The organism is Cupriavidus sp. F041 (assembly GCF_057814235.1).
In genome coordinates this window covers 2,584,214-2,605,659 of record NZ_JBVASY010000001.1, presented here as the reverse complement: position 1 = coordinate 2,605,659, position 21,446 = coordinate 2,584,214, and the positions used below count along the sequence as shown (strand labels likewise).

At 64.5% G+C, this 21,446-nt stretch carries 21 protein-coding genes and 1 pseudogene; 8 read left to right on the top strand and 14 right to left on the bottom strand.

Annotated features, from left to right (window positions below; translation table 11 throughout):
• Window positions 1-19: 19 nt before the first annotated feature.
• From ACZY0R_RS11910 to ACZY0R_RS11880, 7 genes and pseudogenes are all read right to left on the bottom strand, one after another.
• Window positions 20-163, bottom strand: coding sequence for a hypothetical protein (locus ACZY0R_RS11910; protein ID WP_488858552.1), 144 nt, complete (start codon window positions 161-163; stop codon window positions 20-22).
• A gap of 117 nt (window positions 164-280) precedes the next feature.
• The gene (locus tag ACZY0R_RS11905) at window positions 281-523 is read right to left on the bottom strand and encodes a hypothetical protein (protein ID WP_488858551.1); all 243 of its coding nucleotides are present in this window, start codon (window positions 521-523) and stop codon (window positions 281-283) included.
• Between the two features lie 21 nt (window positions 524-544).
• Window positions 545-784: a hypothetical protein gene (locus ACZY0R_RS11900; protein ID WP_488858550.1), complete on the bottom strand. Its 240-nt coding sequence runs from the start codon at window positions 782-784 to the stop codon at window positions 545-547.
• Window positions 765-1,037: a hypothetical protein gene (locus tag ACZY0R_RS11895; protein WP_488858549.1), complete on the bottom strand. Its 273-nt coding sequence runs from the start codon at window positions 1,035-1,037 to the stop codon at window positions 765-767. Before ACZY0R_RS11895 ends, ACZY0R_RS11900 begins: the two co-directional genes overlap by 20 nt.
• Before the next feature lie 25 nt (window positions 1,038-1,062).
• Window positions 1,063-1,380 (bottom strand): annotated as a pseudogene (locus tag ACZY0R_RS11890) (hypothetical protein); the annotation flags it as partial.
• Between the two features lie 116 nt (window positions 1,381-1,496).
• Window positions 1,497-2,081 (bottom strand): DUF1003 domain-containing protein, encoded by a 585-nt coding sequence (locus tag ACZY0R_RS11885; protein ID WP_488858547.1) that lies wholly within the window; start codon window positions 2,079-2,081, stop codon window positions 1,497-1,499.
• A 1,186-nt stretch (window positions 2,082-3,267) separates the two neighbouring features.
• Complete coding sequence (locus tag ACZY0R_RS11880; protein WP_488858546.1) at window positions 3,268-3,729, bottom strand: CopD family protein; 462 nt, start codon at window positions 3,727-3,729, stop codon at window positions 3,268-3,270.
• 270 nt (window positions 3,730-3,999) lie between these two features.
• On the opposite strand from ACZY0R_RS11880, the gene ACZY0R_RS11875 reads away from it, so the two are divergent.
• Window positions 4,000-5,973 (top strand): sensor domain-containing diguanylate cyclase, encoded by a 1,974-nt coding sequence (locus ACZY0R_RS11875; RefSeq protein ID WP_488858545.1) that lies wholly within the window; start codon window positions 4,000-4,002, stop codon window positions 5,971-5,973.
• Between the two features lie 118 nt (window positions 5,974-6,091).
• Complete coding sequence (locus ACZY0R_RS11870) at window positions 6,092-6,553, top strand: GNAT family N-acetyltransferase (RefSeq protein WP_488858544.1); 462 nt, start codon at window positions 6,092-6,094, stop codon at window positions 6,551-6,553.
• A gap of 83 nt (window positions 6,554-6,636) precedes the next feature.
• Here the strand turns inward: ACZY0R_RS11870 and ACZY0R_RS11865 are convergent, their stop codons facing one another.
• From ACZY0R_RS11865 to ACZY0R_RS11840, 6 genes are all read right to left on the bottom strand, one after another.
• On the bottom strand, window positions 6,637-7,257 hold the full coding sequence (locus ACZY0R_RS11865) for a class I SAM-dependent methyltransferase (RefSeq protein ID WP_488858543.1): 621 nt from the start codon (window positions 7,255-7,257) through the stop codon (window positions 6,637-6,639).
• Between the two features lie 713 nt (window positions 7,258-7,970).
• The gene (locus ACZY0R_RS11860; protein WP_488858542.1) at window positions 7,971-8,657 is read right to left on the bottom strand and encodes a hydrolase; all 687 of its coding nucleotides are present in this window, start codon (window positions 8,655-8,657) and stop codon (window positions 7,971-7,973) included.
• Window positions 8,658-8,822: 165 nt separating this feature from the next.
• The gene (locus tag ACZY0R_RS11855) at window positions 8,823-9,815 is read right to left on the bottom strand and encodes a Bug family tripartite tricarboxylate transporter substrate binding protein (RefSeq protein WP_488858541.1); all 993 of its coding nucleotides are present in this window, start codon (window positions 9,813-9,815) and stop codon (window positions 8,823-8,825) included.
• A 75-nt stretch (window positions 9,816-9,890) separates the two neighbouring features.
• Window positions 9,891-10,718 (bottom strand): GntR family transcriptional regulator, encoded by an 828-nt coding sequence (locus ACZY0R_RS11850; RefSeq protein WP_488858539.1) that lies wholly within the window; start codon window positions 10,716-10,718, stop codon window positions 9,891-9,893.
• Window positions 10,715-12,547 (bottom strand): acyclic terpene utilization AtuA family protein, encoded by a 1,833-nt coding sequence (locus ACZY0R_RS11845; RefSeq protein ID WP_488858537.1) that lies wholly within the window; start codon window positions 12,545-12,547, stop codon window positions 10,715-10,717. Before ACZY0R_RS11845 ends, ACZY0R_RS11850 begins: the two co-directional genes overlap by 4 nt.
• A gap of 21 nt (window positions 12,548-12,568) precedes the next feature.
• Window positions 12,569-13,786, bottom strand: coding sequence for a CaiB/BaiF CoA transferase family protein (locus ACZY0R_RS11840; protein ID WP_488858536.1), 1,218 nt, complete (start codon window positions 13,784-13,786; stop codon window positions 12,569-12,571).
• A gap of 634 nt (window positions 13,787-14,420) precedes the next feature.
• On the opposite strand from ACZY0R_RS11840, the gene ACZY0R_RS11835 reads away from it, so the two are divergent.
• The 3 genes from ACZY0R_RS11835 (at window position 14,421) to ACZY0R_RS11825 (ending at window position 16,846) form a co-directional block, all read left to right on the top strand.
• The gene (locus ACZY0R_RS11835; RefSeq protein WP_488858534.1) at window positions 14,421-14,837 is read left to right on the top strand and encodes a hypothetical protein; all 417 of its coding nucleotides are present in this window, start codon (window positions 14,421-14,423) and stop codon (window positions 14,835-14,837) included.
• A gap of 192 nt (window positions 14,838-15,029) precedes the next feature.
• Window positions 15,030-15,503, top strand: a complete 474-nt coding sequence (locus ACZY0R_RS11830) for a hypothetical protein (protein ID WP_488858532.1) — start codon at window positions 15,030-15,032, stop codon at window positions 15,501-15,503.
• Between the two features lie 269 nt (window positions 15,504-15,772).
• Complete coding sequence (locus tag ACZY0R_RS11825) at window positions 15,773-16,846, top strand: alpha/beta fold hydrolase (RefSeq protein ID WP_488858531.1); 1,074 nt, start codon at window positions 15,773-15,775, stop codon at window positions 16,844-16,846.
• A gap of 77 nt (window positions 16,847-16,923) precedes the next feature.
• Here ACZY0R_RS11825 and ACZY0R_RS11820 read toward each other — a convergent pair whose 3' ends face one another.
• Window positions 16,924-17,625, bottom strand: a complete 702-nt coding sequence (locus ACZY0R_RS11820) for a GntR family transcriptional regulator (protein WP_488858530.1) — start codon at window positions 17,623-17,625, stop codon at window positions 16,924-16,926.
• 194 nt (window positions 17,626-17,819) lie between these two features.
• On the opposite strand from ACZY0R_RS11820, the gene araD reads away from it, so the two are divergent.
• From araD to ACZY0R_RS11805, 3 genes are all read left to right on the top strand, one after another.
• Entirely contained in the window at window positions 17,820-19,559 is a 1,740-nt protein-coding gene (gene araD / locus ACZY0R_RS11815) for an L-arabinonate dehydratase (protein WP_045242146.1), read from the top strand.
• Between the two features lie 33 nt (window positions 19,560-19,592).
• Entirely contained in the window at window positions 19,593-20,321 is a 729-nt protein-coding gene (locus ACZY0R_RS11810; protein WP_045242147.1) for a ribonuclease activity regulator RraA, read from the top strand.
• 87 nt (window positions 20,322-20,408) lie between these two features.
• Window positions 20,409-21,413, top strand: a complete 1,005-nt coding sequence (locus tag ACZY0R_RS11805; protein WP_488858529.1) for a Bug family tripartite tricarboxylate transporter substrate binding protein — start codon at window positions 20,409-20,411, stop codon at window positions 21,411-21,413.
• The last annotated feature ends 33 nt before the right edge of the window (window positions 21,414-21,446 follow it).

Genomic DNA, 21,446 nt, shown 5'->3' with positions numbered 1-21,446 from the left:
AAAGGTACGGCGTAGCGAATCAAAACCAACTCGGGCGCGTTTCACCCTCCGCCTTGTCGATGGGACCACGTGGATCGCGCCAAGCGCGGCGAAGGATATCGATGACGTCCCGGGCGATCCGCTCGCCGTCCTGTGCAGAAGATTGCAGTTCGGCACGTACCAATGGATCTCCACTATCGCCTGGTAGTCCAGCATCAGCACGACCATGCAGTGTTCGAACAGGTCTGCATCTAGACCGCGCAGTTCGGTGAGATCGAAGGGATGCCGTTGTAGAGGCCTCTCAGGAAGCGCACGACGAGACCGGCTTGAACGGTATCGCTCTCCGCGACCGTGTGCAGGTGCACAGCGAATCCAGGCCGTTGTCCCGGTCCTTGGCGCGACTCTCGGCAGCCCGCTGGCCAGCGGTTTGCCCATTGTGGGCCTTCGCATAGAACTCGTCGACGGCCTGAAGGAATGCGTCGACCAGATGCACCGGGACATGATGGATGATGGTCTTTCTTTCAGGCCGGGACGGGCTGCGCATCTTCTTTTCCGATGTGATTAATTATCGCGCCCCACAGAGAATTTTTAGCAGCCGCGCGCCGTTCCCCTCGGGTGGAACGTACTTCCAATCGCTCGGCTTGTTGTTGAAGCCGCTCTTGCCGCCGGCCTGAATGGCAATGCTTACCGCGCCGCTGCTGTGGGTGTGCGCCAGCGTGCTGCCCAGCGCATTGGTGAGGAAACTTCGGGCGCCGAACACCGTATCCGTGCGGCTAAAGGTCTCGTCAAGACCCAGACCGGTCAACAGATTCGCGCTCGGCGAGCCCCCCCGCGAGCCCCTGCACCACGTTCAGACCATCATAGGCGAAACTCCTGGCGACACCGCCCACTGTCTTACCGCTGCGCCAGATCAAGCCATCATAGCAAAAACTTGCCGTTGTGCCGCCTGCGAGCGTGTTGAGCCGGTTGCGCGAGTCCCAACTGTAAGCCAGGTTGCCATCACTTGTCAGGTTGCCGTTGGCATGATAGGCGAGACTGGCGCCGGCCCAGTTGGTCAATCGGTTCGCGGCGTTGTGGCGCCGCTCATTGCTGCGGGCAGGTCAGCCTGGCCAGGCTGCCGCCCATCTGGATGCGCCGCCCGGCCACATCATAGGCATAGGTCAGGTTGCCAATCACCGTGCCGCCATTGGCGTAGCTGATGGAAGTTATCTGATTCACGGTGTCGTAGCCATAGGTGGCCACCACGCCGTTGGGCAGCGTCAGTGTGCTGCGCCGGCTGGCTGCATCGTACGTGAAGCCGACCTGGGCGCTGCCCTGAGTGATCCCGGTCAGGCGGTTGGCATTGTCATAGGTGTAGCTCACTGACGTCTGACCCGCCACCGGCAGGCTAGTACACCGACTGGCCGCATCGTAGCCGGGATCGGCCGTGCAGTGCGGACGGCAGTGGCTGACCCGGGGTGCCCTCTCGCCACCTCGATCGAACGCTCACTCGCCTCTAGGGGATACCTCACCCAACATCAACATCCACCTCGACCTTGATGGGCAGGGAGCCTGGTTTGTTTCGAGTCTTTTTGCAAGAGCTTCTCGTGCAACTCGACGGTCAGCGTCTCGACCCGCTCAGTTAGTTTTTGGGTAAGTTCGGTCAGTTCCGTATTCCGCTGCAGCAACTCAAGCAGTTGTGCCGCGGTTTGCGCGGCAATTGCCTGCCGCTGCTCGTTAGCGACAGCAAGGGCCTCCCTGTGTTGCGCGTCAGCCTCGGCGTGCGCATTGTCTCGCGCTGCCTGTCGCGTCTGAGCAAGCAAAATGAGCGGCGCGGCATAAGCTGCTTGGAGACTGAATGCTAGATTAAGGAGAATGAATGGGTAAACGTCGAACCTGGTGAAGCCGATGGCGTTCACCCCAATCCATATGGCGACGATTACCGTCTGTGCCCCTAGAAAAACGGGCGTCCCAAAAAAACGTGCGAAGGCTTCGGCTTTGCGCGCGAACTTGTCGTTGCCAAACGCCGTAGCAAGATGTTCGTGAGGCCGGTGGAAGCGAAAGTGATCAACGTTCGGACCGCCAAACTGAGCGGCATGGGAGCTGGAGTTCGGCGTTTTCATACATTCCTCAAGTGAGTAATCGTTCGATGCCAGCCTACAGCGACGTCTGCGACACTTTACCGAGGGAGATACACGCGATGAACAACGGAAGCCTATCGTCAGACGATCCCTCGCAGCAGGCAACGCGGCGTGGAAACAAGCAGAGTGTAGTGCCTGTTTGGGGCTACGTGAATGACCGCTGATGGTTGGGGAGCGGCCGACTGTGGCGACAACCGTGGCCAACCCACCTCGGCCATTCGAAACGGTTCTGAACCAACGTGTGACAATTGGCATAAGAACGCGCTACGACGAAGCGCCCCCCGGCCCAACCAGACCATAGCAACAACGCGCATGCGCTGTCGCTCCCGCGCGCCGTACAACTGGCCGTGGGTTCTGATAGGCATTCTGGATAGGCTGCCTTGGGCCTCGTTTTTCGGCTGAACCGCTGGTAATACGCATACGGCCACCTCGCATGACCCGATCGTCCCGCCGCTGTGTATTGGGCTTCGCGATCGGTGTCCCCGCCTCCAGGCGATCGAGATGTATGACTATTGGGTGTGCCCTTTGGAGGGTCCTTGTCCGGATAAACTGTGCCCCATCCAGCCGCCCAGCCCGAAACTGCCCGCAAAGCTAAGAGCCGTCACGTGTTGGACGTCCTCAGTATTGGCAATCGTAGGCGCGCCAATGAACGGAAAGAACCCGGTCAGCATATGAACGGTGCACGAGTGCGCAGTGTCCACGGAAGACTGGCTATGGAAGCAGCTGCTCGGGGCCTGTGGACCGTGCCACGCGCTGAGATTTTGAGTACCACTGCCGTTAAAGTCGGCACCTATGAATTCTTGGCCCACCGTTATCTGGGCATACGGTAATGATCGCTGATTTTTGTTTGCTTGCGCATAAAAAAACTGAGCGCATAAGATTTTTCTAATTTTGACTCAAAAAAAACGATCGATTTTTCATAACACCATGCTCAGATATTTGCCCAAAAAGACTCGCCCACATAATTTTCACGCTGCTCTTCCAATGCTAACAGCATTGTTTCACCATTCCATTCTTAATAAAAAAATATACCAGATCTTCTGGCAAAGAATCGCATGTGCGCGCCTCGGGGATCGCCCAGTTAGTCACAACGGCAACCACAAGCACTTCGGCGCAAGCGGACGAATTATCCCGAATCTTGAGCGCGATCGCGACGGCCCCGCGGAAACTAGGCGAGCAGCCGGCCGAGCGTTGCTACTGCGATGGTGAGCGCGCCGAGCAGCAGGTTCAGGCCCACGGCCTGCCTGATGCGACCCAGCGCGGCGCCGCCGGCCTTCCAGTCCTGCGCGTCGACGGCGCGGCGGAGTGCGCCATACGGGCCAAAGTACACATAGGCAAAGATCGCGATCATGACCAGCCCAGTGCCGAACATGGCATGCCAGTGCCTGGGCGCCGCGGCGAACCCGACCCCGGCAAGCATGGATATGCCGCTGATGGCGATCAGCGCGACCGCCACCCAGACCCAGGCCAGGAAGCGTGCGAATACCGCACGCCACAGGCGCAACCGCTGCGGCGGCTCGAGCAAGGTGCCCGCGGCCGGGCGCAGGCAGACATAGGCGAAGAACATGCCGCCCACCCACAGCGTGACGGCGGCGATATGCAGGAAACGGAGTACGGGATCGAGGGTCATGGGTTGGGATTTCCTGCCGGCGGGCCGCTGCCGGGCTGCTGACTGTTGGGGGAATGCCGCATTCTAGCCCCCGAAAGCCGCTTACGCCCGCGAAAGCAACCGATAAGCCGCGTATGCCCGAGCATCCGAGTCAGCAACGCGGGAGTGGCACCCCGCTTCTGCTAACCTACCAGCCGGGTCAGTCGCCCGCGGTGGAAGACGGGCAGCAGGAACGGAAACAGAAAAGGCCGGTGATCGGGCCAATCCGAGAACCCCAAGAATAAGATACTTATGCGGCACTCCCTAAAGTACCGGGTGGCCTTGGCTACCGCTGTCGTGGTGACGTTCATCATCCTGGCACGCGCGCTGTTCGCCCAGTTTTACGCGTTCCAGAGCCTCAAGGCATTGCGGCAGGCGCAGCAAGAGACCCTGGTCAAGCTCGTCGCCGAACAGCTCGATGAAAAGTTCGAGTTGCGTGCCAGCGCCCTGCGCCGCCTGGCTCGCCAGCTGGCGCCCATGCTGGGACGCCCGCCCGCGGAAATGAAGCACTTCGCGGCCCAGGCCGTATCCATCCCGCAAACCCTCAATGCCGTGTTCCTGGTGTGGCCCGACGGGGACCTGGCGTTCAGCACCGCCGTTCCCGCCGGGCAACGCATCCACCTGTCGGACCGCGACTATTTCCGGGAAGTCGTCCGTGGCTCGGAGTTGGCCGTGTCCGACCTGCTGCGCGGGCGGATGAGCGATTCGCCGGGCGTCGTGCTGGCTGTGCCCCTGCGCGGCACGGACGGGAAGCTGCTCGCGGTGGTTGGCGGGGTGTTGAATTTCACGGAAAGCAACTTCCTCGGCCAGCTGGCGCGAAGCCGGGTTGGCCAGACCGGGAACTATTGCCTGGTTTCCTCCGGCGCGAACCCGCGTTACGCGATGCACCCCGACCCGTCGAAGGTGATGACCCCGGCCAGGGCGCTCGGCGAGAACTGCGGCCTCGACACGACGCATTCGGACTGGGAAGTCCTCAACCCGACCCAGCCCATCGTGGCGCGTTACCTGCTCGAATCCAATGGCTGGGAGGTGGTGTCCATCCTGCCGGCCAGCGAGGCCTACGCGCCCCTGATCGAGGCCCGCCGCAAGACGATCCTGGCCGCGGGACTCTCCCTCGTGCTGGCCGCGCTGATGATGTGGGTGGTAATACGGCGCCTGCTTGCGCCGCTGGAGCTGCTGCATCGCGTGGTGAGCGAGGTGCCCAAGGATCCGGCCGCGCTGGCTTCGCTGCCGACCCGCCGCAATGACGAGATCGGCGAACTGGCCACCACCTTCGGCGCAGTCATGCGGCAGCTATCCGAACGGGAGGCCGCGCTCTCCGCCGCCAAGGATTGTGCCGCCGAGAGCGAGAAACGCATCGAGGCCATTGCCAACCACATGCCCGACTTCATCTCGTTCATCGACATGAACGAGCGCTACATCTTTGTCAACGAGGCCTATGCGCAGCGGTTCGGCCTGCCGGTGCAGCAGATCGTCGGACTGACGGTGCGCGAGCTATGGGGCACCCCTGCCTACATGGCATCGAAACCTTACCTGGAGCAGGCCTACCAGGGAACTTCGGTCACCTTCAGCCTGGAAGGCAAGGATGGCGCCGAGTATATGGAAGTCACGTACCAGCCTGCATGGAATGACAGCCAGGACACGGTCCAGGGGCTGTATATGTTTGCGCGGAACGTGACCAGCGAGCGCCAGAAATTGCGCAGCCTGGAAGTGCAGACGCTGACGGACCACCTGACTGGCCTGCTCAACCGCAAGGGCTTCGACCGCCGCATGGCCGAGGCCATGACCCGTGCCAGCGCCAACCACGTCAACGCAGCGCTCTTGCTGGTGGATGTCGACGATTTCAAGGCAATCAACGACACCTATGGCCATGCCGTTGGCGACCAGTTGCTGGCGGCGTTCGGCGAGCGCCTTACCGCGTGCGTGCGCACAGGTGATGCGGTGGCACGGATAGGCGGCGACGAATTCGGCATCGTGCTGGACGACGTGTTCAACACGGCGACGCTGGACCGCATCGCCCAGGCCATCGTGCAAGCGGCAACGCGCGCGCATTTCATCGAAGGCCATACCATCGTGGCGACAGCCAGCGTGGGCGTTGCCATTCATTACCCCGACGACGGCCAGACCACGAACGAGATCTTCATGCGCGCCGACATGGCGCTCTACGAAGCCAAGCGCGGCGGCAAGGCACGGTATACGCCACCCACGTCGAGCAGCCGGGCTTAGCACGGCTTAGCCCGGATTGGCATGGCTTGCCCCGGACGGCCGGCACCGGCCACAATGCAGGCTGGCGGCGCAAGCGTGCCCGCCTTCAAGCCCGTACACCGAACCCGAGGATGACACCGTGACCGCCCCGATCCTGATCCGCCCCGCCGAGCCAGGCGATTTCGAAGCATGGAAGGTGCTATGGGATGGCTACAACGCCTTCTATGGCCGCAAGGACGAGACGGCGCTGCCGGCCGAAATCACCCGCATGACCTGGTCGCGCTTCTTCGACGCCTACGAGCCCATGCACGCCCTGGTGGCGGAGCGCTCCGGGCAGTTGCTCGGGCTGGTGCATTACCTCTTTCATCGCAGCACCATCCAGATCGGCCCGAGCTGCTACCTGCAAGACCTCTTCACCACCGAGGCAGCGCGCGGCACTGGCGTGGGCCGCGCGCTGATCGAAGCGGTCTACCAGCGCGCGGAGGCCGCCGGCGCCAGGCGAGTCTACTGGCAGACGCACGAAACCAATACGGCGGCGATGAAACTCTACGACAAGGTCGCGGAGAAATCCGGATTCGTCGTGTATCGCAAGCCTGCCTGAGCCGGCAAGGGGTTACCGGACCTCCGTGTGGGTGGGCCGCCGCATTGAGGCGTTGTTACGACGCCGCCGGACGCCTGGACTGCTCAGCACGGTTCCTTGCGGCACAGGCAGTAGATGAACTTCTGAACCGTCCCGAACGGCGTGTGGTGCTCCTCACGCTCCTGCCGGAGCAGCGTGAATGGAGCGCCAAACTCGGCATGTAGCGCGTCAGCGCTGTAGCGCATGACAGGAAGACCGCTGCACTGCTCAGGCCCGTCCTCCGCGAAGGTCGCGACGATGACGCTGCCCCCGGGCTTGACTGCGCGCAACACTGCCCGGACGTAGGCTTCACGCTCCTCAAGCGTGGTCAGAAAGTGAAAGACCGCCCTGTCGTGCCAGACGTCGTAGGCGTGGATGGGAAGCTCCAGTTGCGTAACGTCGCCAACCAGCCACGAGACACGATTTGCGCGCTCACCCAGGCGGGCCTTGGCCGCCGACGGCGCGGCGTCAGACAGGTCCAGTACGGTGAGGTTCGTATAGCCTTCGCCGACCAGGTCATCGACCAACGTGGAGGCGCCCCCGCCCACATCGATAATCGCCGCGTCCGGCGCCACACCCGTCTGCCGGATCAGTTCGACGGACTGGCGAGCATGCTCCTGGAACCAGCTCACGCTGGTCGGACCCTTCGCCGTGTAGACCCGCTCCCAGTGCTCCTTGGATTGCATACGCCCCCTCACAGATGAAACATCGCTAAGTTGCAACCGTCGCAACTCTAACTTTAACTTTACACAAGGTGACTGGAACCAGGGTCACGGTCGGCGCGGAGACCGGGATCGGCTGCGTGCAAATTTCCGGAAATCCGCACCCAGACCCGCGATGACAGCGCATATAGCCGCCCGTCATAAGCTGGATAACAAAACTGTCTGCTGCAATGCGCAATCGCCGTGTTTGCAGGCCTGTTGCGGGCCTATCCTTTGGAGGCGGCTCGCTCGCACAGGAACAACCACCAACAGGAGGTGCAGCATGCTAAAGACTGTTATCTTGCTCGCAGTGACCAGCGCGGCCCTCGGCTCGGCCGTGGCCTACGGGGGTGTGGGTCCGCGGGACAAATACACGGATGGTGCAAATACCATGGGACCTCGGGATCCCTATGGGGACGGCGCCCGGGTGATGGATCGCCGCGACGTGTTCTCCGATGGAGCCTGCACGGAGAGTGGCGTAACGCGGTGACTGGCCAGCCATTATTGAGCATGATTGGATAGGCATGATCATGGGCGCCAGATGATGTGGCCTATCTGTGTGCCTATCGCACCGTGCAGCCTTTGATAGCAAGAGCCCCTCGTTGACAGGGGCTCTTTGCACTCCTTGCTTCTGCCAGCCGCAGTCCTGGGTGTGCTGTTAGACGTTCCCGTTGTTTCAGGCCACGCCTGTCGGCCTGTCAGCGAGCCGGCACCGGCGCGAGGGATTCGTGCGTCGTGGCGGTGCGCTGCGCTGCCTTGTGCACCATGGTGTAGGCGTAGTCCACGCCCATGCCGTAGGCGCCCGAGTGTTCCTTGACCAGCTTCATCACGGCATCGTAGGTGTCGCGGTGGGCCCAGTCGCGCTGCCATTCGAGCAGCACCTGCTGCCAGGTCACCGGCACCACGCCGGCCTGCACCATGCGTTGCATGGCGTAGTCGTGCGCTTCCTTGCTGGTGCCGCCCGAGGCGTCGGCCACCATGTAGATCTCGTAGTCGCTGTCGTGCATCGCGGACAAGGCGAAGGTGGTGTTGCAGACCTCGGTCCAAAGGCCCGCCACGATGACTTTCTTGCGGCCGTTGGCGGCCAGCGCATCGCGCACCTTCTGGTCGTCCCACGAGTTCATCGAGGTGCGTTCCAGCGTCTTCTGGTTGGGGAATACATCCAGCAACTCGGGGTAGGTGAAGCCCGAGAACGATTCGCTCTCCACGGTGGTGATGGTGGTGGGGATGTTGAAGATCCTGGCGGCCTTGGCAAGCCCAACGGCATTGTTCTTCATCGCCTGGCGGTCCATCGACTGCACGCCGAAGGCCATCTGCGGCTGGTGGTCGATGAAGATCAGTTGGCTGTTCTGCGGGGTCAGCACTTCGAGCTTGGCGTTGGTCATGATCTCTTCCCTTTCTGGTCCAGATGGTTGAATTATTTAGAACGTCGCGCTTTGTGGTGTTGCGCCGTCCATGGGTTGAACTTTAAGTGAGCGACGAGGGTCGATGTGCTGAATTGGCAGGATAAGTTGTTCAATTTTGTTGATGAATAATTGGCGTGCGCCGCCTCACTCCGGCTCAATGCCCGCCGCCTTGATCACCTTCGCCCATTTCTGCGTCTCACTACGGACGAAGGCTGCAAGTTCATCCGGCGTGGTGGGCGCAGGCTCGCCACCTGTGCGGCTGAAATACTCGGCGGCCCTGGAATCGGTAAGCCCCTTGCGCACCATCTGATTCATGCGCTCCACCACCGGCTTCGGGGTCGCGGCAGGAAAGAATGCCGCCGACCACGCCACCATTTCATATCCGGGCAAGCCGCTCTCCGCCATGGTCGGCACGTCCTTCAGCACGGGATGGCGCTGCGTTGTGGTCACGGCGACGGCACGCAGCTTTCCGCTCTGGATCAACGTCATCGCGGGCGATATGTCAGAGATCATGAAATCGACCTGGTGCCCCATCAAGTCGGTCAGCGCCACGGGCACGCCCTTGTACGGCACGTGCAGCGCCTGCACGCCCGCCATCATCTTGTATAGCTCGCTGGCGATGCGGGTGGAGGAACTGCCGCTGGCGAAGGTGAGCTTGCCCGGCTTTGCCCTGGCCAGCGCGGTCAGGTCCGCCACCGTGTGCACAGGGCTGTCGGGCGGCACCACCAGCACCAGTCCGCTGCGGGCGATCAGCGAGACCGGCGCAAAATCCCTGATCGGATCGTAGGGCAGCTTCTTGAACAGGGAAGCGTTGGCGGCGTGCGTGGTGTTGGTGGTCACGAGCATGGTGTAGCCATCGGCGGGCGCCGTGGCGACGGCCTGGGCCGCGATAAAGCCGTTGGCGCCGGGCCGGTTATCCACCACGACAGATTTGCTGGTCTGGCCCGTAACGGCTTCGGCCACGAAGCGCGCGCTGCTGTCGGTGCCGCTGCCCGCCGGGAACGGGACGACCACGCGCACGGGCTTGACAGGATAATCGCCGGCGTCCGCCGCACGCGCCGGGGTTGCCGGACCGGCGGCCAGCACCAGTACCGGCAGCAGCCGGGCGATCGCCCGCCGTTTGAAAGGGTGAATCATGTTGTCTCCTCATGTGCCTTCGGCATCTGTCGGATGGTGAGAATCACGGGTGGCTGGCCCGCGGCAAAAAGCGCCTCAGCTACGGCTATCCGGCACCGCCAGCGCCGGGTAGCGCGCGGTGAGGTGGGCCGGCAATTCCACGTCGAGGATGAAGCGATCGCCGCGATACCAGAAGCATCCCGCCGTCAGCACCTTGCCGTCGACATCGAGCGTGGTGCGGACAATCTTGGCGATGGGCGCGGCGAATCTATACGCAAGGTCGCGCGCCAGGGCGTAGTCGGCGGGCTCCACGGTCATGGTCTGGTGCATCATGCCCAGCCGCTCTCCCACCGCCTCGCGCAGCAGGCTGGCGATCTTGCGATGCTTCTCGCTGCCGCGCGGAAACTGGCTGAAGACAGATGCCGCCACGTATAGCTCGATCAGACAGAACGGCTCGCCATCGTGCAGGTGCAGCTTGCGCAGGCGAACATAGCGGTCCAGCGGTTCGCCGCGCGTGGGCAATCCGGGCGGCAGGCTGACATACTTGCGCTTGTCCAGGATGCGGATTTCCAGCTCGCTGCCGCCGACGAGTTCGTCGTTGATCACCGACCGCATGCCTTCGCTCGGGCCCGGCGGCAAGGCGGTCACATGCGTGCCGCGCCCCCGCTGACTACTGGCCAGGCCTTCCTCGGCCAGCACTGCAAAGGCTTGCCTGACCGTGACGCGGGCGATGCCGTAGGTCTGCGCCAGTCGCTCGACCGTTGGCAACTGGTGCCCGACCGGCCATTCGCCGGACGCGATCCGGTGGCGCAGCACGCTGGCCAGCTGCCGATAGCGCGCCACCCCGCCGGTGCCGTCTTCGGGCAGCGCGTGCGGCCCGGCATCCGTGAGTGAGGTGGCAGCGGTACGCTTTGCCTCGCTCATGGCAGCAGGCCCCTCGGCACCCGCACCGGCATTGCCAGCAGGATCTGCGCCATACCCTTGCCCAGCGGGTCGTTGCGCAGGGAAGCCATGCCACCGCCGTCGAGCGCCGCTTCGCAGACCAGGTTGACCGCGTCGATGCCCGGCAGGTCGTAGCGCGTGACCGGACCCTTCACCAGGTGGCCGAGCCACTGCGCCACGCGCGCCGTGGTCACCTCGGCACGCAGCAGCGGCAGGTACTCCGGCCGGCGGGCGATCAGACCGATGTTGGAGATATCGCCCTTGTCGCCGCTGCGGCCATAGGCAAGGCGGATCAGCGGGACTTCGACGAGGTCGCTGCCGGGATGGCCGGGCGCGGATTCGGACGCCGTGGAGGGCGGTGGCGGCGCGGCGTCCCCTGCCGGGCGCGCTTGCGACGGCGGCATTGCCACCGGCGTGCGCTCCCCGTCCATCAGCACCGTGGGCGCCAGCGCGTCCTTGTCGAGCAGGAAGGCGTACTGCCGGATCGACGGCGACGGGCTGGGCCGGCCACTGCCGGACCCGGTGGTGCCCGCGGACCAGCTCGTCCCCGCCGCCGAGATCTCGCGGGCGAACAGTTCCAGGGCGGCCTTCTCGGGATGCATGACCGCCAGCCGCATGATCGCTTCGCGGGTGTGGCGCGTCTGCGCGTGCGGGCCGAAACAGGACTCCGCGCCCAGCACGTCGATATGCGTGCGGGTGTAGTCGGCCCAGCCGTGTTCGGCAAACAGCCGGCGCGTGCGCGCGAGGATGGCCTGCGCGGTGCGTTCGGCCTTGGCCACCGCGTCGAACCCGACAATGGCGAGCTGCGCATTGCAGCGAAACCCGTCGGCATAGGTTGCCGACACTTTGTAGGTACCGGTGGGGGCGCGGCCACGCGCGCCGCGCACCTCCACCAGGCCGGGACCGGCCTGCGCCAGCGTGACCTGCGTGAAATCGCAGGTCACGTCGGGCAGCAGGTAAGCGGCGGGATCGCCGATTTCATAGAGGATCTGCTCACCGACCGTGGCGGTGCTGACCAGCCCGCCGGTGCCGGGCGGCTTGCCAACGAGGAAGCTGCCGTCGGCGCGGCATTCCACGACCGGATAGCCGATGTTGGGCCAGTCCGGCACGCTCTCCCAATCGGTATGCAGCCCGCCGGTGGCCTGGCAGCCGCACTCGATGATATGGCCGGCCAGGCTGCCCTGCGCGAGATGGCCGTAGTCGTCCGGCCGCCAGCCGAACTCGTGCATCAGCACGCCGAGCGTGACCGCGCTGTCGACGCAGCGGCCGGTAATGACGATCTGCGCACCCTGGTCCAGTGCCTGCCGGATCGGCAGCGCGCCGAGATAGGCGTTGGCGCTCAGCAGTGTTTGCGGCAAGGGCCCGCCATTTTGCGCATCCATGCTCTTCACGCCGGCTTCGCGCAATGCGGGCAGCAGCGGCATGACATCATCCCCCTCCAACACCGCTATGCGCACGGCGATGCCTTGCTCGGCGGCGATGGCGGCCAGCGCCTGCGCGCAGCCTTGCGGGTTGATGCCGCCGGCGTTGCTGACCACGCGGATATTGCGCTCGACGATTTCCCTGAGCAGGGTTTTCATCGTCACCGTCACGAAATCGGTGGCGTAGCCGAGTTCCGGCTTGCGCAGGCGCGCTGCCGCGAGGACCGACATGGTGAGCTCGGCGAGATAGTCGAACACCAGGTAATCGATCCCGCCCTGGCGCACCAGTTGCGGTGCGCCCACGCTGCTGTCCCCCCAGAAGCCGGAGGCGCCGCCGATGCGGACAGTCCTGGCGCTGCTGTCGTCTTTTACGTTCACGTTTGCATGCATGCTTTCCGTCTCCGCCTATGCCTATGCCTTGACCGGTCCGCGCGTAGCACCCGCAGCCATCATCCTGTCGATCTCCGTGTCGTCATAGCCGGCCTCGCGCAACACCTCGCGGCTATGCTCCCCCAGCCCCGGCGCGTGGCGCTGGTTGACAGGCGGCGTGCCCGACCACTCGCTCGGCACCGCCATCTCCCGGATGCGGCCGACGCCGGGGTGGTCCGTTTCGCGGAAGAAGCCGATATCGCGCAGATGCGGATCGTCGAGCAGCGTCTCGAACGTGTGCATGGGGAACACCGGGATATCGGCTTCCTTCAGCAGCGCGCGCCACTCCTGCGTCGTCCGTTTGACCATCTCGTCGCTGACCATCGCGTAGAGTTCGGTGATGTGCGCCGTGCGCGTGGTGATATTGGCGAAACGGGGATCGGCTTCGAACAACTCCGCCTTGCCGATCGCCTTGAGGAAGGTGCGCCAGTGATGGTCGTGGTAGATCAGGCAGCACACATGGCCGTCGCGCGTCCGGTACGGCCGCCGCTCCGGTGACAACAGGCGCGGATAGCCGAAGCCGCCCCTGGCCGGCACGAAGGTCTCGCCGTACAGGTGGTCGCCCAGCACATAGGGCACCATGGTCTCGAACATCGGTACATCCACGCGCTGGCCCTTGCCCGTGCGAGCCTGCGCATAGAGCGCGGCGCAGATCACCCCGAAGGCGTAGAGGCCCACCGAGCGGTCGGCGATGGTGATCGGGAGATAGCGCGGGATGTCGCCGCTGCCCATCGCCACCGCCTGCGGCAAACCGCTGGCGGCCTGGATCAGGTCGTCGAACGCGGCCTGCGGCGCGTAGCGCCCGCGTTGCGAAAAGCCAAACATGCCGACATAGACCAGCCGCGGATTCAGCGCCGACAGGGTTTCATAGTCCAGCCCCAGCCGCTGCATGGCCTGCGGCCGGACGTTATAGGCCAGCACATCGGCGTCCTTCACCAACCGCAGCAAGGCTTCACGCCCGTCCGCCGATTTCAGGTCCAGCACGATGCTGCGCTTGTTGCGGTTCAGGCCCAGGTAGAGCGGCCCCATCTTCTCGTCGCCGCAAGGCCCGATGCCGCGTGTGACATCGCCCTCGGGCGGCTCCACTTTGATCACATCGGCGCCCAGGTCGCCCAGCATCTGGGTGGCCGAGGGGCCCATGAAAACCGCGGTGATGTCTACCACCTTGACCCCGGACAGGGCGCCTGCCGTCATTGTCATCGTCTCCTCCAGCCTGCTGTATTAGTTCTATGAATAGAACTATAGAATAAGGCAATGGACCGGACAAGGGACGAAGCGGATGCGCCGACCATGACAGCGACCGCAACGGCGGCCCGGTGGATGCCATGCAATGCCGTCCGATCATTGACGCAAAGGCCGCCCGGGGCCGCAAACCGAGGAAAGCCTCTAGATTCTTGACAACACAACAGCCTTGTGCTCAAACCCGCAATTTTTTGGGTCGTGTTATCCACAAATACTGTGGATAACAGGGGGGTCGCTTCCCGCTAACCGGCATGCTGCCGCCAATCCACTCGGACTGCCTAATGTTTCAGCAGCTTGAAGAATTTGTGGCATATTCGTGGCTGCGACGCCGGCACCCACCCTTGCGGCGTTCGACGGTAGAACATTCGCGCTTCCTTTTTTCCGCTTTTCTTCCCTTCCTTTTCGCTTCCGCTCTCCCTCGCGCACACACCCGGGACTCTTGCCCCGGCCTCCGGGATCGCGCCCGGCCCCTTTAGACCTTGACCGGGACTCTCGCCTCATGGTTGGCGCACGGTCCGCGGCCGACAATACCTGCTCGCCTTACGCTTGCACCGCCGCACTGCGCGATGCCGTTGAAGGAGGAGTCGGAGTCATGGATCACTTGCGGTTTCGGGACGCCCACCGGCCATACACCCACTGCACGGCCCACGCCCGGCTGTCTGTGCGTCTGCCAGGCGGCCTGACGGCAGATAGCGCCGCCGCCGCATCGCTCGTGCTTGGCGGAACTGTCCTGGTGCTCTATGCGCTGTACTGCGAGGCCGGCACGTGGGACACGCTGCTCGCGGCGACAAGCCGGGTGGTCCGCGACCATGACATGCCGGTTCGGGATCTGGGCCGGGCGCTGTCGCTGGCGCGTTCCCTGCGCGGGCAGGCAGCGGTGGAGCCGGCGCCGTGGCCCCTGGCCGCGCAGGCCCTGTGGCACGACGTCAAGGCACGCGCGGATGCGTTGCCCGGCATCGGCACGGGGTACGCGCAGCGGCTTGTCCTGCTCCTGGCCAGCCTGCACTGAGGCTGCCCCGGGACGAGCGAGGAGGCAAAAGGAAAGCGGAAAGATACATGGGAATCTGTCATGCGCAGCGCGCCGCGCCAGGGATGGGATGGCTGCCGGTTCACCTCGCGCATATCGCCGTTGCACGGTCAGGGCGGTCACGTGCAGCCAGGTGCCACCGAGGAGATTGCCCATAGGAAGGACTTGCCGGATATGGCAACGCCAGGACCGGCACGCCTGATGGAGACCGATATGCATATGTATCTTGCCAAGACCCTGCTCACCGGTGCCGCGTTGGTTGCCGGCCTTCTCACCACAGCCCAGGCCAACGCGGGCGTGCGTGACCTGGCTCCGGGCACCGCACCCGCGCACTCCGGCCAGCGAGACGCCTTTACCGAAGGGGCGCGCATGGGCCAGCGAGACGCCTTCACCGACGGGGCACGCTCCGGACAAGCCGGGGGCACCCTCCTGGCAACGCTCGGCCGCCAGGGATTTTCAGCGTGCGCGTCCCGCCCCTTCGATCCTTACCAGGACGGCTTGCGCAGCGGGCCTCGCGACCCCTACTCCGATGGCGGGCGTACCGGTCCGCGCGACGCATCCAGCGATGGTGCGCGCACCGGCCAGGCCGATCCGTACGCTAGCGGCACGGAATGCCTGTCTGCCCTGCAACCCATGGGCACGGCATAACGGCGCGCCATCGCCATTGCCCGAGAAAGGAGCTGGCGACAAGGCCGGCTCGCAACAAGGAGTGGACGTCATGCGTGGCCCCCAAGGCCCCAAGGCATCAAGCCGCGCATGACACCATGGGTGGAAAAGGTGTGCCCGGCACCTGCCGGCAAACACGGTACCTTCACGCAGGATTTCCTTTGCTAAGCTAGGTGAAGCACGTGGTGCACCGTACGCGGCAGCCGTGCTTTGGCCTGTCGCGCCGGCTACTCCCGCCCGCGTGAACGCCCATGCCCACGCGCAAGCAACAGATTCGCCTTTGCACCAGCCCGGATGGCGTGCGCCTCGCTTATGCCATCAGCGGCCAGGGACCGCCGCTGGTCAAGGCGGCTAACTGGATGAGCCACCTGGAGTTCGATGTCGAGAGCCCTGTGTGGAGCCACCTTCTCAACGAACTATCGCATTGCCACACGCTGGTGCGCTATGACGAACGCGGCTGCGGCTTGTCCGACCGCGATGTCGAGTTGTCTTTCGAGGCCTGGCTGCAGGACCTGGAAACCATTGTCGAAGCCACCGGCGTCGATCACTTCCCGCTGCTGGGTATCTCGCAAGGTGCATCGATCGCGGTCGCCTACGCGGTGGCGCATCCCGGGCGGGTCAGCCACCTGATCCTGCATGGCGGCTATGCGCGCGGCAGGCTCAAGCGGGCGCTCGACCCTCGCCTGCGGGAAGAGGCCGAGCTGATGAACCGGCTCGCCGAGATCGGCTGGGGCCAGGAGAACCCCGCCTTCCGCCAGTTCTTCACGACGCAGTTCATCCCCGGCGGCAGCGCCGAGCAGCATCGCTGGTTCAACGAACTGGAGCGCGTGTCGACCTCGCCCGCCAACGCGGCGCGCTTTATGCGCATCTTCAACGAAATCGATGTGGTGTCGCAACTAAGCCAGGTATCCTGCCCTACCCTGGTGCTGCACGCTGTGCGCGATGCGCGCGTGCCCTTCGACGAGGGCCGGCTGATTGCCAGCCTGATTCCCGGCGCGCGCTTTGTCCCGCTGGAAAGCGATAACCACCTGCTGCTGGAAACCGAGCCGGCATGGCAGCGCTGGCTCGACGAGGTGCATGCGTTCCTGCCCGCCACCCCGCCCAGCGCGGACCTTGTCTTCACCGTGCTGACCCCGCGCGAGCGGGACATCGTGGAGCTGATCGCGCAAGGCCGCGACAACGCGCAGATCGCGGCGCATCTTGGCCTTAGCGAGAAGACGGTGCGCAACCACATCACCAGTGTGTTCTCCAAGCTTGAAGTGGAAAATCGCGCGCAGGCGATCGTGCTGGCACGCACGTCGGGCTTTGGCCAGCCAGGCGCATAGCGTGGCCTGCGGCGGGTTATGCGGATGCGCGAGCCATGCGTTCCGGCATGGCGATCCGGCAAACCGATCTACTCGATCTACTCGAGATAGCTGCCGAAGCGTGCACGGATCTCGTCAAGATTGGCGAGCGTGCCAGACATGTGCCGGCGCAGGCTGGCCTGCGCCTCGTCGGCGTCGCCCCTGGCGATCGCATCGACAATGGCGGTGTGATCCGCCACCACGGCGTTCGCCTTGCCGGCGATCGGCAGATGCAGGCGGCGCAGGCGATCCAGGTGGCCGCTCTGGCGGCGCACCAGCATCCATAGGTCCGGCACCCGCGCGGCTTCGTACATCTGGCGGTGGAAAGCCTGGTCGAACAGGGAGAATTCGGCGAAATCCTGCGCCGCGAGCATCGCCTGCTGCCGCGCCACGCTCAGGCGCAGCCGCTCGACCAGCGCCGGGTCGGGTTCTTGCGCCAGGGTGCGCACGATTTCCACTTCCACCGAACGCCGCAGGAAATGCGCTTGCTGCGCCAGGGCAACGCTGATGGGGCTGACCACGGTGGCGTGCTGCGGGAAGATATCGACCAGCCCTTCCTCGCTCAGCCGCATCAGCGCATCGCGCACCGGCGTCTGGCTGATGCCGTATTGCGCGGCCAGTTCGGTACGCGACAGCACCGTGCCGGGGGGCAGCGTCATCGAGATGATCATGTCCCGCATATGTTCGAACACCTGCGGCGCGGCATGCCGCGTGCGGTCGAACTGGAAATGCATCTGGGGAGGGGACAGGGTGGCTTCCATCTGGCGGTCTGGTTTCAGTACATTGATGCGCCTTATTGCGCACAAGGACGCCGCTTCGCGTCCCCTGCAGACATTCTAATAGAAAGCTTTCCTGTTTGACACACTAATATATTAGTGCTTTAATGGCTCACACGAGATCAGTTGTCGTACCTCCAAGGGAGGGCGATCCCGATGACAAAACCATGGAAGAGACAATGACGTCCCGAAAGAAGACGCCCGAAACGCTGCGCAGCGCGCGCTGGTTTGCTCCCGATGACCTGCGCTCCTCCGGGCACCGCTCGCGCATCATGCAGATGGGCTACTCGCCCGACGAATGGCTGGACCGCCCGATCATCGCGATCATCAACACCTGGTCCGACATCAACCCCTGCCACTCACACTTCAAGCAGCGCGTCGACGACGTCAAGCGCGGCATCCTGCAGGCCGGCGGCTTCCCCATCGAGTTGCCCGCCATTTCCCTGTCGGAGAGCGCGGTCAAGCCGACCACCATGCTGTACCGGAACATGCTGGCGATGGAGGCGGAGGAGTTGATCCGCTCCCATCCCATCGACGGCGCGGTCCTGATGGGCGGCTGCGACAAGACCACGCCCGGCTTGCTGATGGGGGCGTCGAGCGCGGGCGTGCCGGCCATCTATGTGCCGGCCGGGCCGATGCTGCGCGGCAACTGGAAGGGCAACGTGCTGGGCTCCGGTTCGGACGCCTGGAAATTCTGGGACGAGCGCCGCGCCGGCAATATCAGCAAGACCGAGTGGATCGGCATCGAGGGCGGCATCGCCCGCAGCCACGGCACCTGCATGACGATGGGCACCGCCAGCACCATGACGGCGATTGCCGAGGCCATTGGCATGACGCTGCCGGGCGCCTCGTCCATCCCGGCCGCCGACGCCAATCACATCCGCATGTGCTCCGAAGCTGGACGGCGCATCGTGGATATGGTGTGGGAGGACCTCACCCCGCAACGGATCCAGACGCACGCCTCATTTGAGAACGCGATTGCGGTGGCCATGGCGATGGGCTGCTCCACCAACGCCATCATCCACGTGATCGCGATGGCGCGCAGGGCCGGGCACGACATCGGGCTGGGAGATTTTGACGCGGCCAGCCGGCGCGTGCCGGTAATCGCCAATATCCGGCCCAGCGGCGACAAGTATCTGATGGAGGATTTCTTCTACGCGGGCGGCCTGCCGGCGCTGATGAACCGCATCAGCGACAAACTCCACCTGGATGCCATGACCGTCACCGGCCGCACCCTGGGCGAGAACATCGCGGGCGCGGAGGTCTACAACGACGACGTGATCCGCACCCCGGAAAACGCGCTCTACCAGGAAGGCGCGCTGGCCGTGCTAAAGGGCAATATCGCGCCGGACGGCTGCGTGATCAAGCCCAGCGCCTGCGAGAAACGCTTCTTCAAACACACCGGCCCGGCGCTGGTGTTCGACGACTATCCGTCGATGAAGGAAGCGGTGGAGCGCGACGACCTCGACGTCACCGCCGACCACATCCTGATCCTGCGCAACGCGGGCCCGCAAGGCGGCCCCGGCATGCCGGAATGGGGCATGCTGCCCATCCCCAAGAAGCTGGTGAAACAGGGCGTGCGGGACATGCTGCGCATGTCGGATGCGCGCATGAGCGGGACCAGCTACGGCGCCTGCATCCTGCATGTCTCGCCCGAGTCCTACATCGGCGGCCCGTTCGCGCTGGTGCGCACCGGCGACATGATCTCGGTCGACATCGACCGCCGCAGCATCCACCTGGAAGTGTCCGACGAGGAACTGGCTCGCCGCAAGGCCGCATGGACGCCGCCGCCGCCGCGCTTCGGGCGTGGCTATGGCTGGATGTTCTCCCAGCACATCCGGCAGGCCAACGACGGCTGCGACTTCGACTTCCTGCAAACCGACTTCGGCGCGCCCACGGGCGAGCCCAGCATCTACTGATCACCGAATCTGATCACCGACTCCGGACCCGCCATGACCCAAGCCAGCAAGCTCAGCCAGCAAATCATCGACCAGCTCAAGACCGTCAGCACGGCCACCCTGTGCACTGCGCTGTTCAAGCGCGGCCTGCGCAACCAGTTCATCCAAGACGTGCATCCGCTCAATCCCGAGCGCGGCAATATGGTCGGCGAGGCCTTCACGCTGCGCTATATCCCGGCGCGGGAGGACCTGAACCCGATCACGGTGTTCCAGGACCCGAACCACCCGCAGCGGCAAGCGGTAGAACAATGCCCGCCGGGCGCGGTGCTGGTGATCGACAGCCGCAAGGACGCGCGCGCCGCCTCCGCCGGCTCGATCCTGATCACCCGCCTGATGCAGCGCGGCGCGGCCGGCATCGTCACCGACGGCGGCTTTCGCGATTCGCCGGAGATTGCCCGGCTCGCCATGCCGGCCTATCACCACCGCCCTTCCGCCCCCACCAACCTGACGCTGCACCAGGCGATCGAGATCAACGGGCCGATCGGCTGCGGCGACGTCGCGGTGTTCCCCGGCGACGTGGTGGTTGGCGATGCGGAAGGCGTGATCGTCATCCCGCGGCACCTCGCCGAAGAAATCGCGGCGGAGGCCGTGGAGATGACCGCGTTCGAGGACTTCGTCACGGAGGAAGTGATGAAGGGCCGCTCGATCATCGGCTTGTATCCGCCGACCCAGGAGCAAAGCCGGCTGGACTTCGCCGCATGGCGGCAGGCCACGGGACGCTGAGCACGCACTTAGCAAGCAGCGCAATCAAGCACATGAGACAGCCGGCCCCCAGAAATGCGAGGCAAGGCCGCCACGGATGGAGACAAGATGAATCACAGTAAGCGAGGCGCGCTGCGCCACGTTGCCGCCCTCGGCATGCTGGCTACCGCCGGCGCCATCGGGCTCTTTGGCGCGGGCGCCCACGCCCAGGACAAATGGCCGTCGCGCCCTGTCACCTGGGTAGTGCCGTTCGCGGCAGGCGGCTCGACCGACATCGTCGCCCGCACCATCGGGCAGGAAATCTCGAAATCGCTGGGCCAGCCGGTGGTGGTCGAGAACCGGCCTGGCGCGGCCGGCGCAGTGGGCGCGGGCTACGTTGCGCGCGCCAGGGCGGATGGCTACAGGCTGTTCGGCGGCACCATCAGCACGCATGCCATCAATGCCAGCCTGTACAAGAACCTCACCTACGACCCGGTTAAGGATTTCGAGCCGGTCTGCCTGATCGCCTACGTGCCCAATGTGCTGATGGTCGATGCGAAGCTGCCGATCCATAACGTGAAGGAGCTGATCGCCTATGCGAAGCAGCATCCGGGCCTGAGCTTCGCGTCCTCCGGCGCGGGTACCTCGACCCACCTGGCCGGCGAGTTGTTCGCCGACATGATCAAGGTGCCGATGACCCACGTGCCCTACAAAGGCAGCCCGCAGGCAATACAGGATGTGGCTGCCGGCCTCGTCCCCTTTCTCTTCGATCAGCTGACGGCGGGCGACGCGATGATCAAGGCCGGCAAGCTGCGCGCGCTGGCCGTGACCTCGCCCAGGCGTTCGGCGCTGGCGCCCGATGTGCCGACCATGGCGGAGGCCGGCGTGCCGGGCTTTGAAATGGTGTCGTGGCAGGCCCTCTACGCGCCGCGCGGCACGCCGAAGGACGTGGTGCAGCGGCTGAACGCAGAAGTAGTGCGCGCGCTGAAGCAGCCCGCCGTGCAGCAACGGATGACGCAGCAGCTTGGCATGGAAGTGGTGGGCAGCAGCCCCGCCGAACTGGCCGCCTTCATGGGCAAGGAGATTCCGCGCTGGGCGGAGCTGGTGAAGAAGTCGGGCGCAACGGCGAATTGATCGCGTAATTGATCGCGCAATTGATCTCGTTAG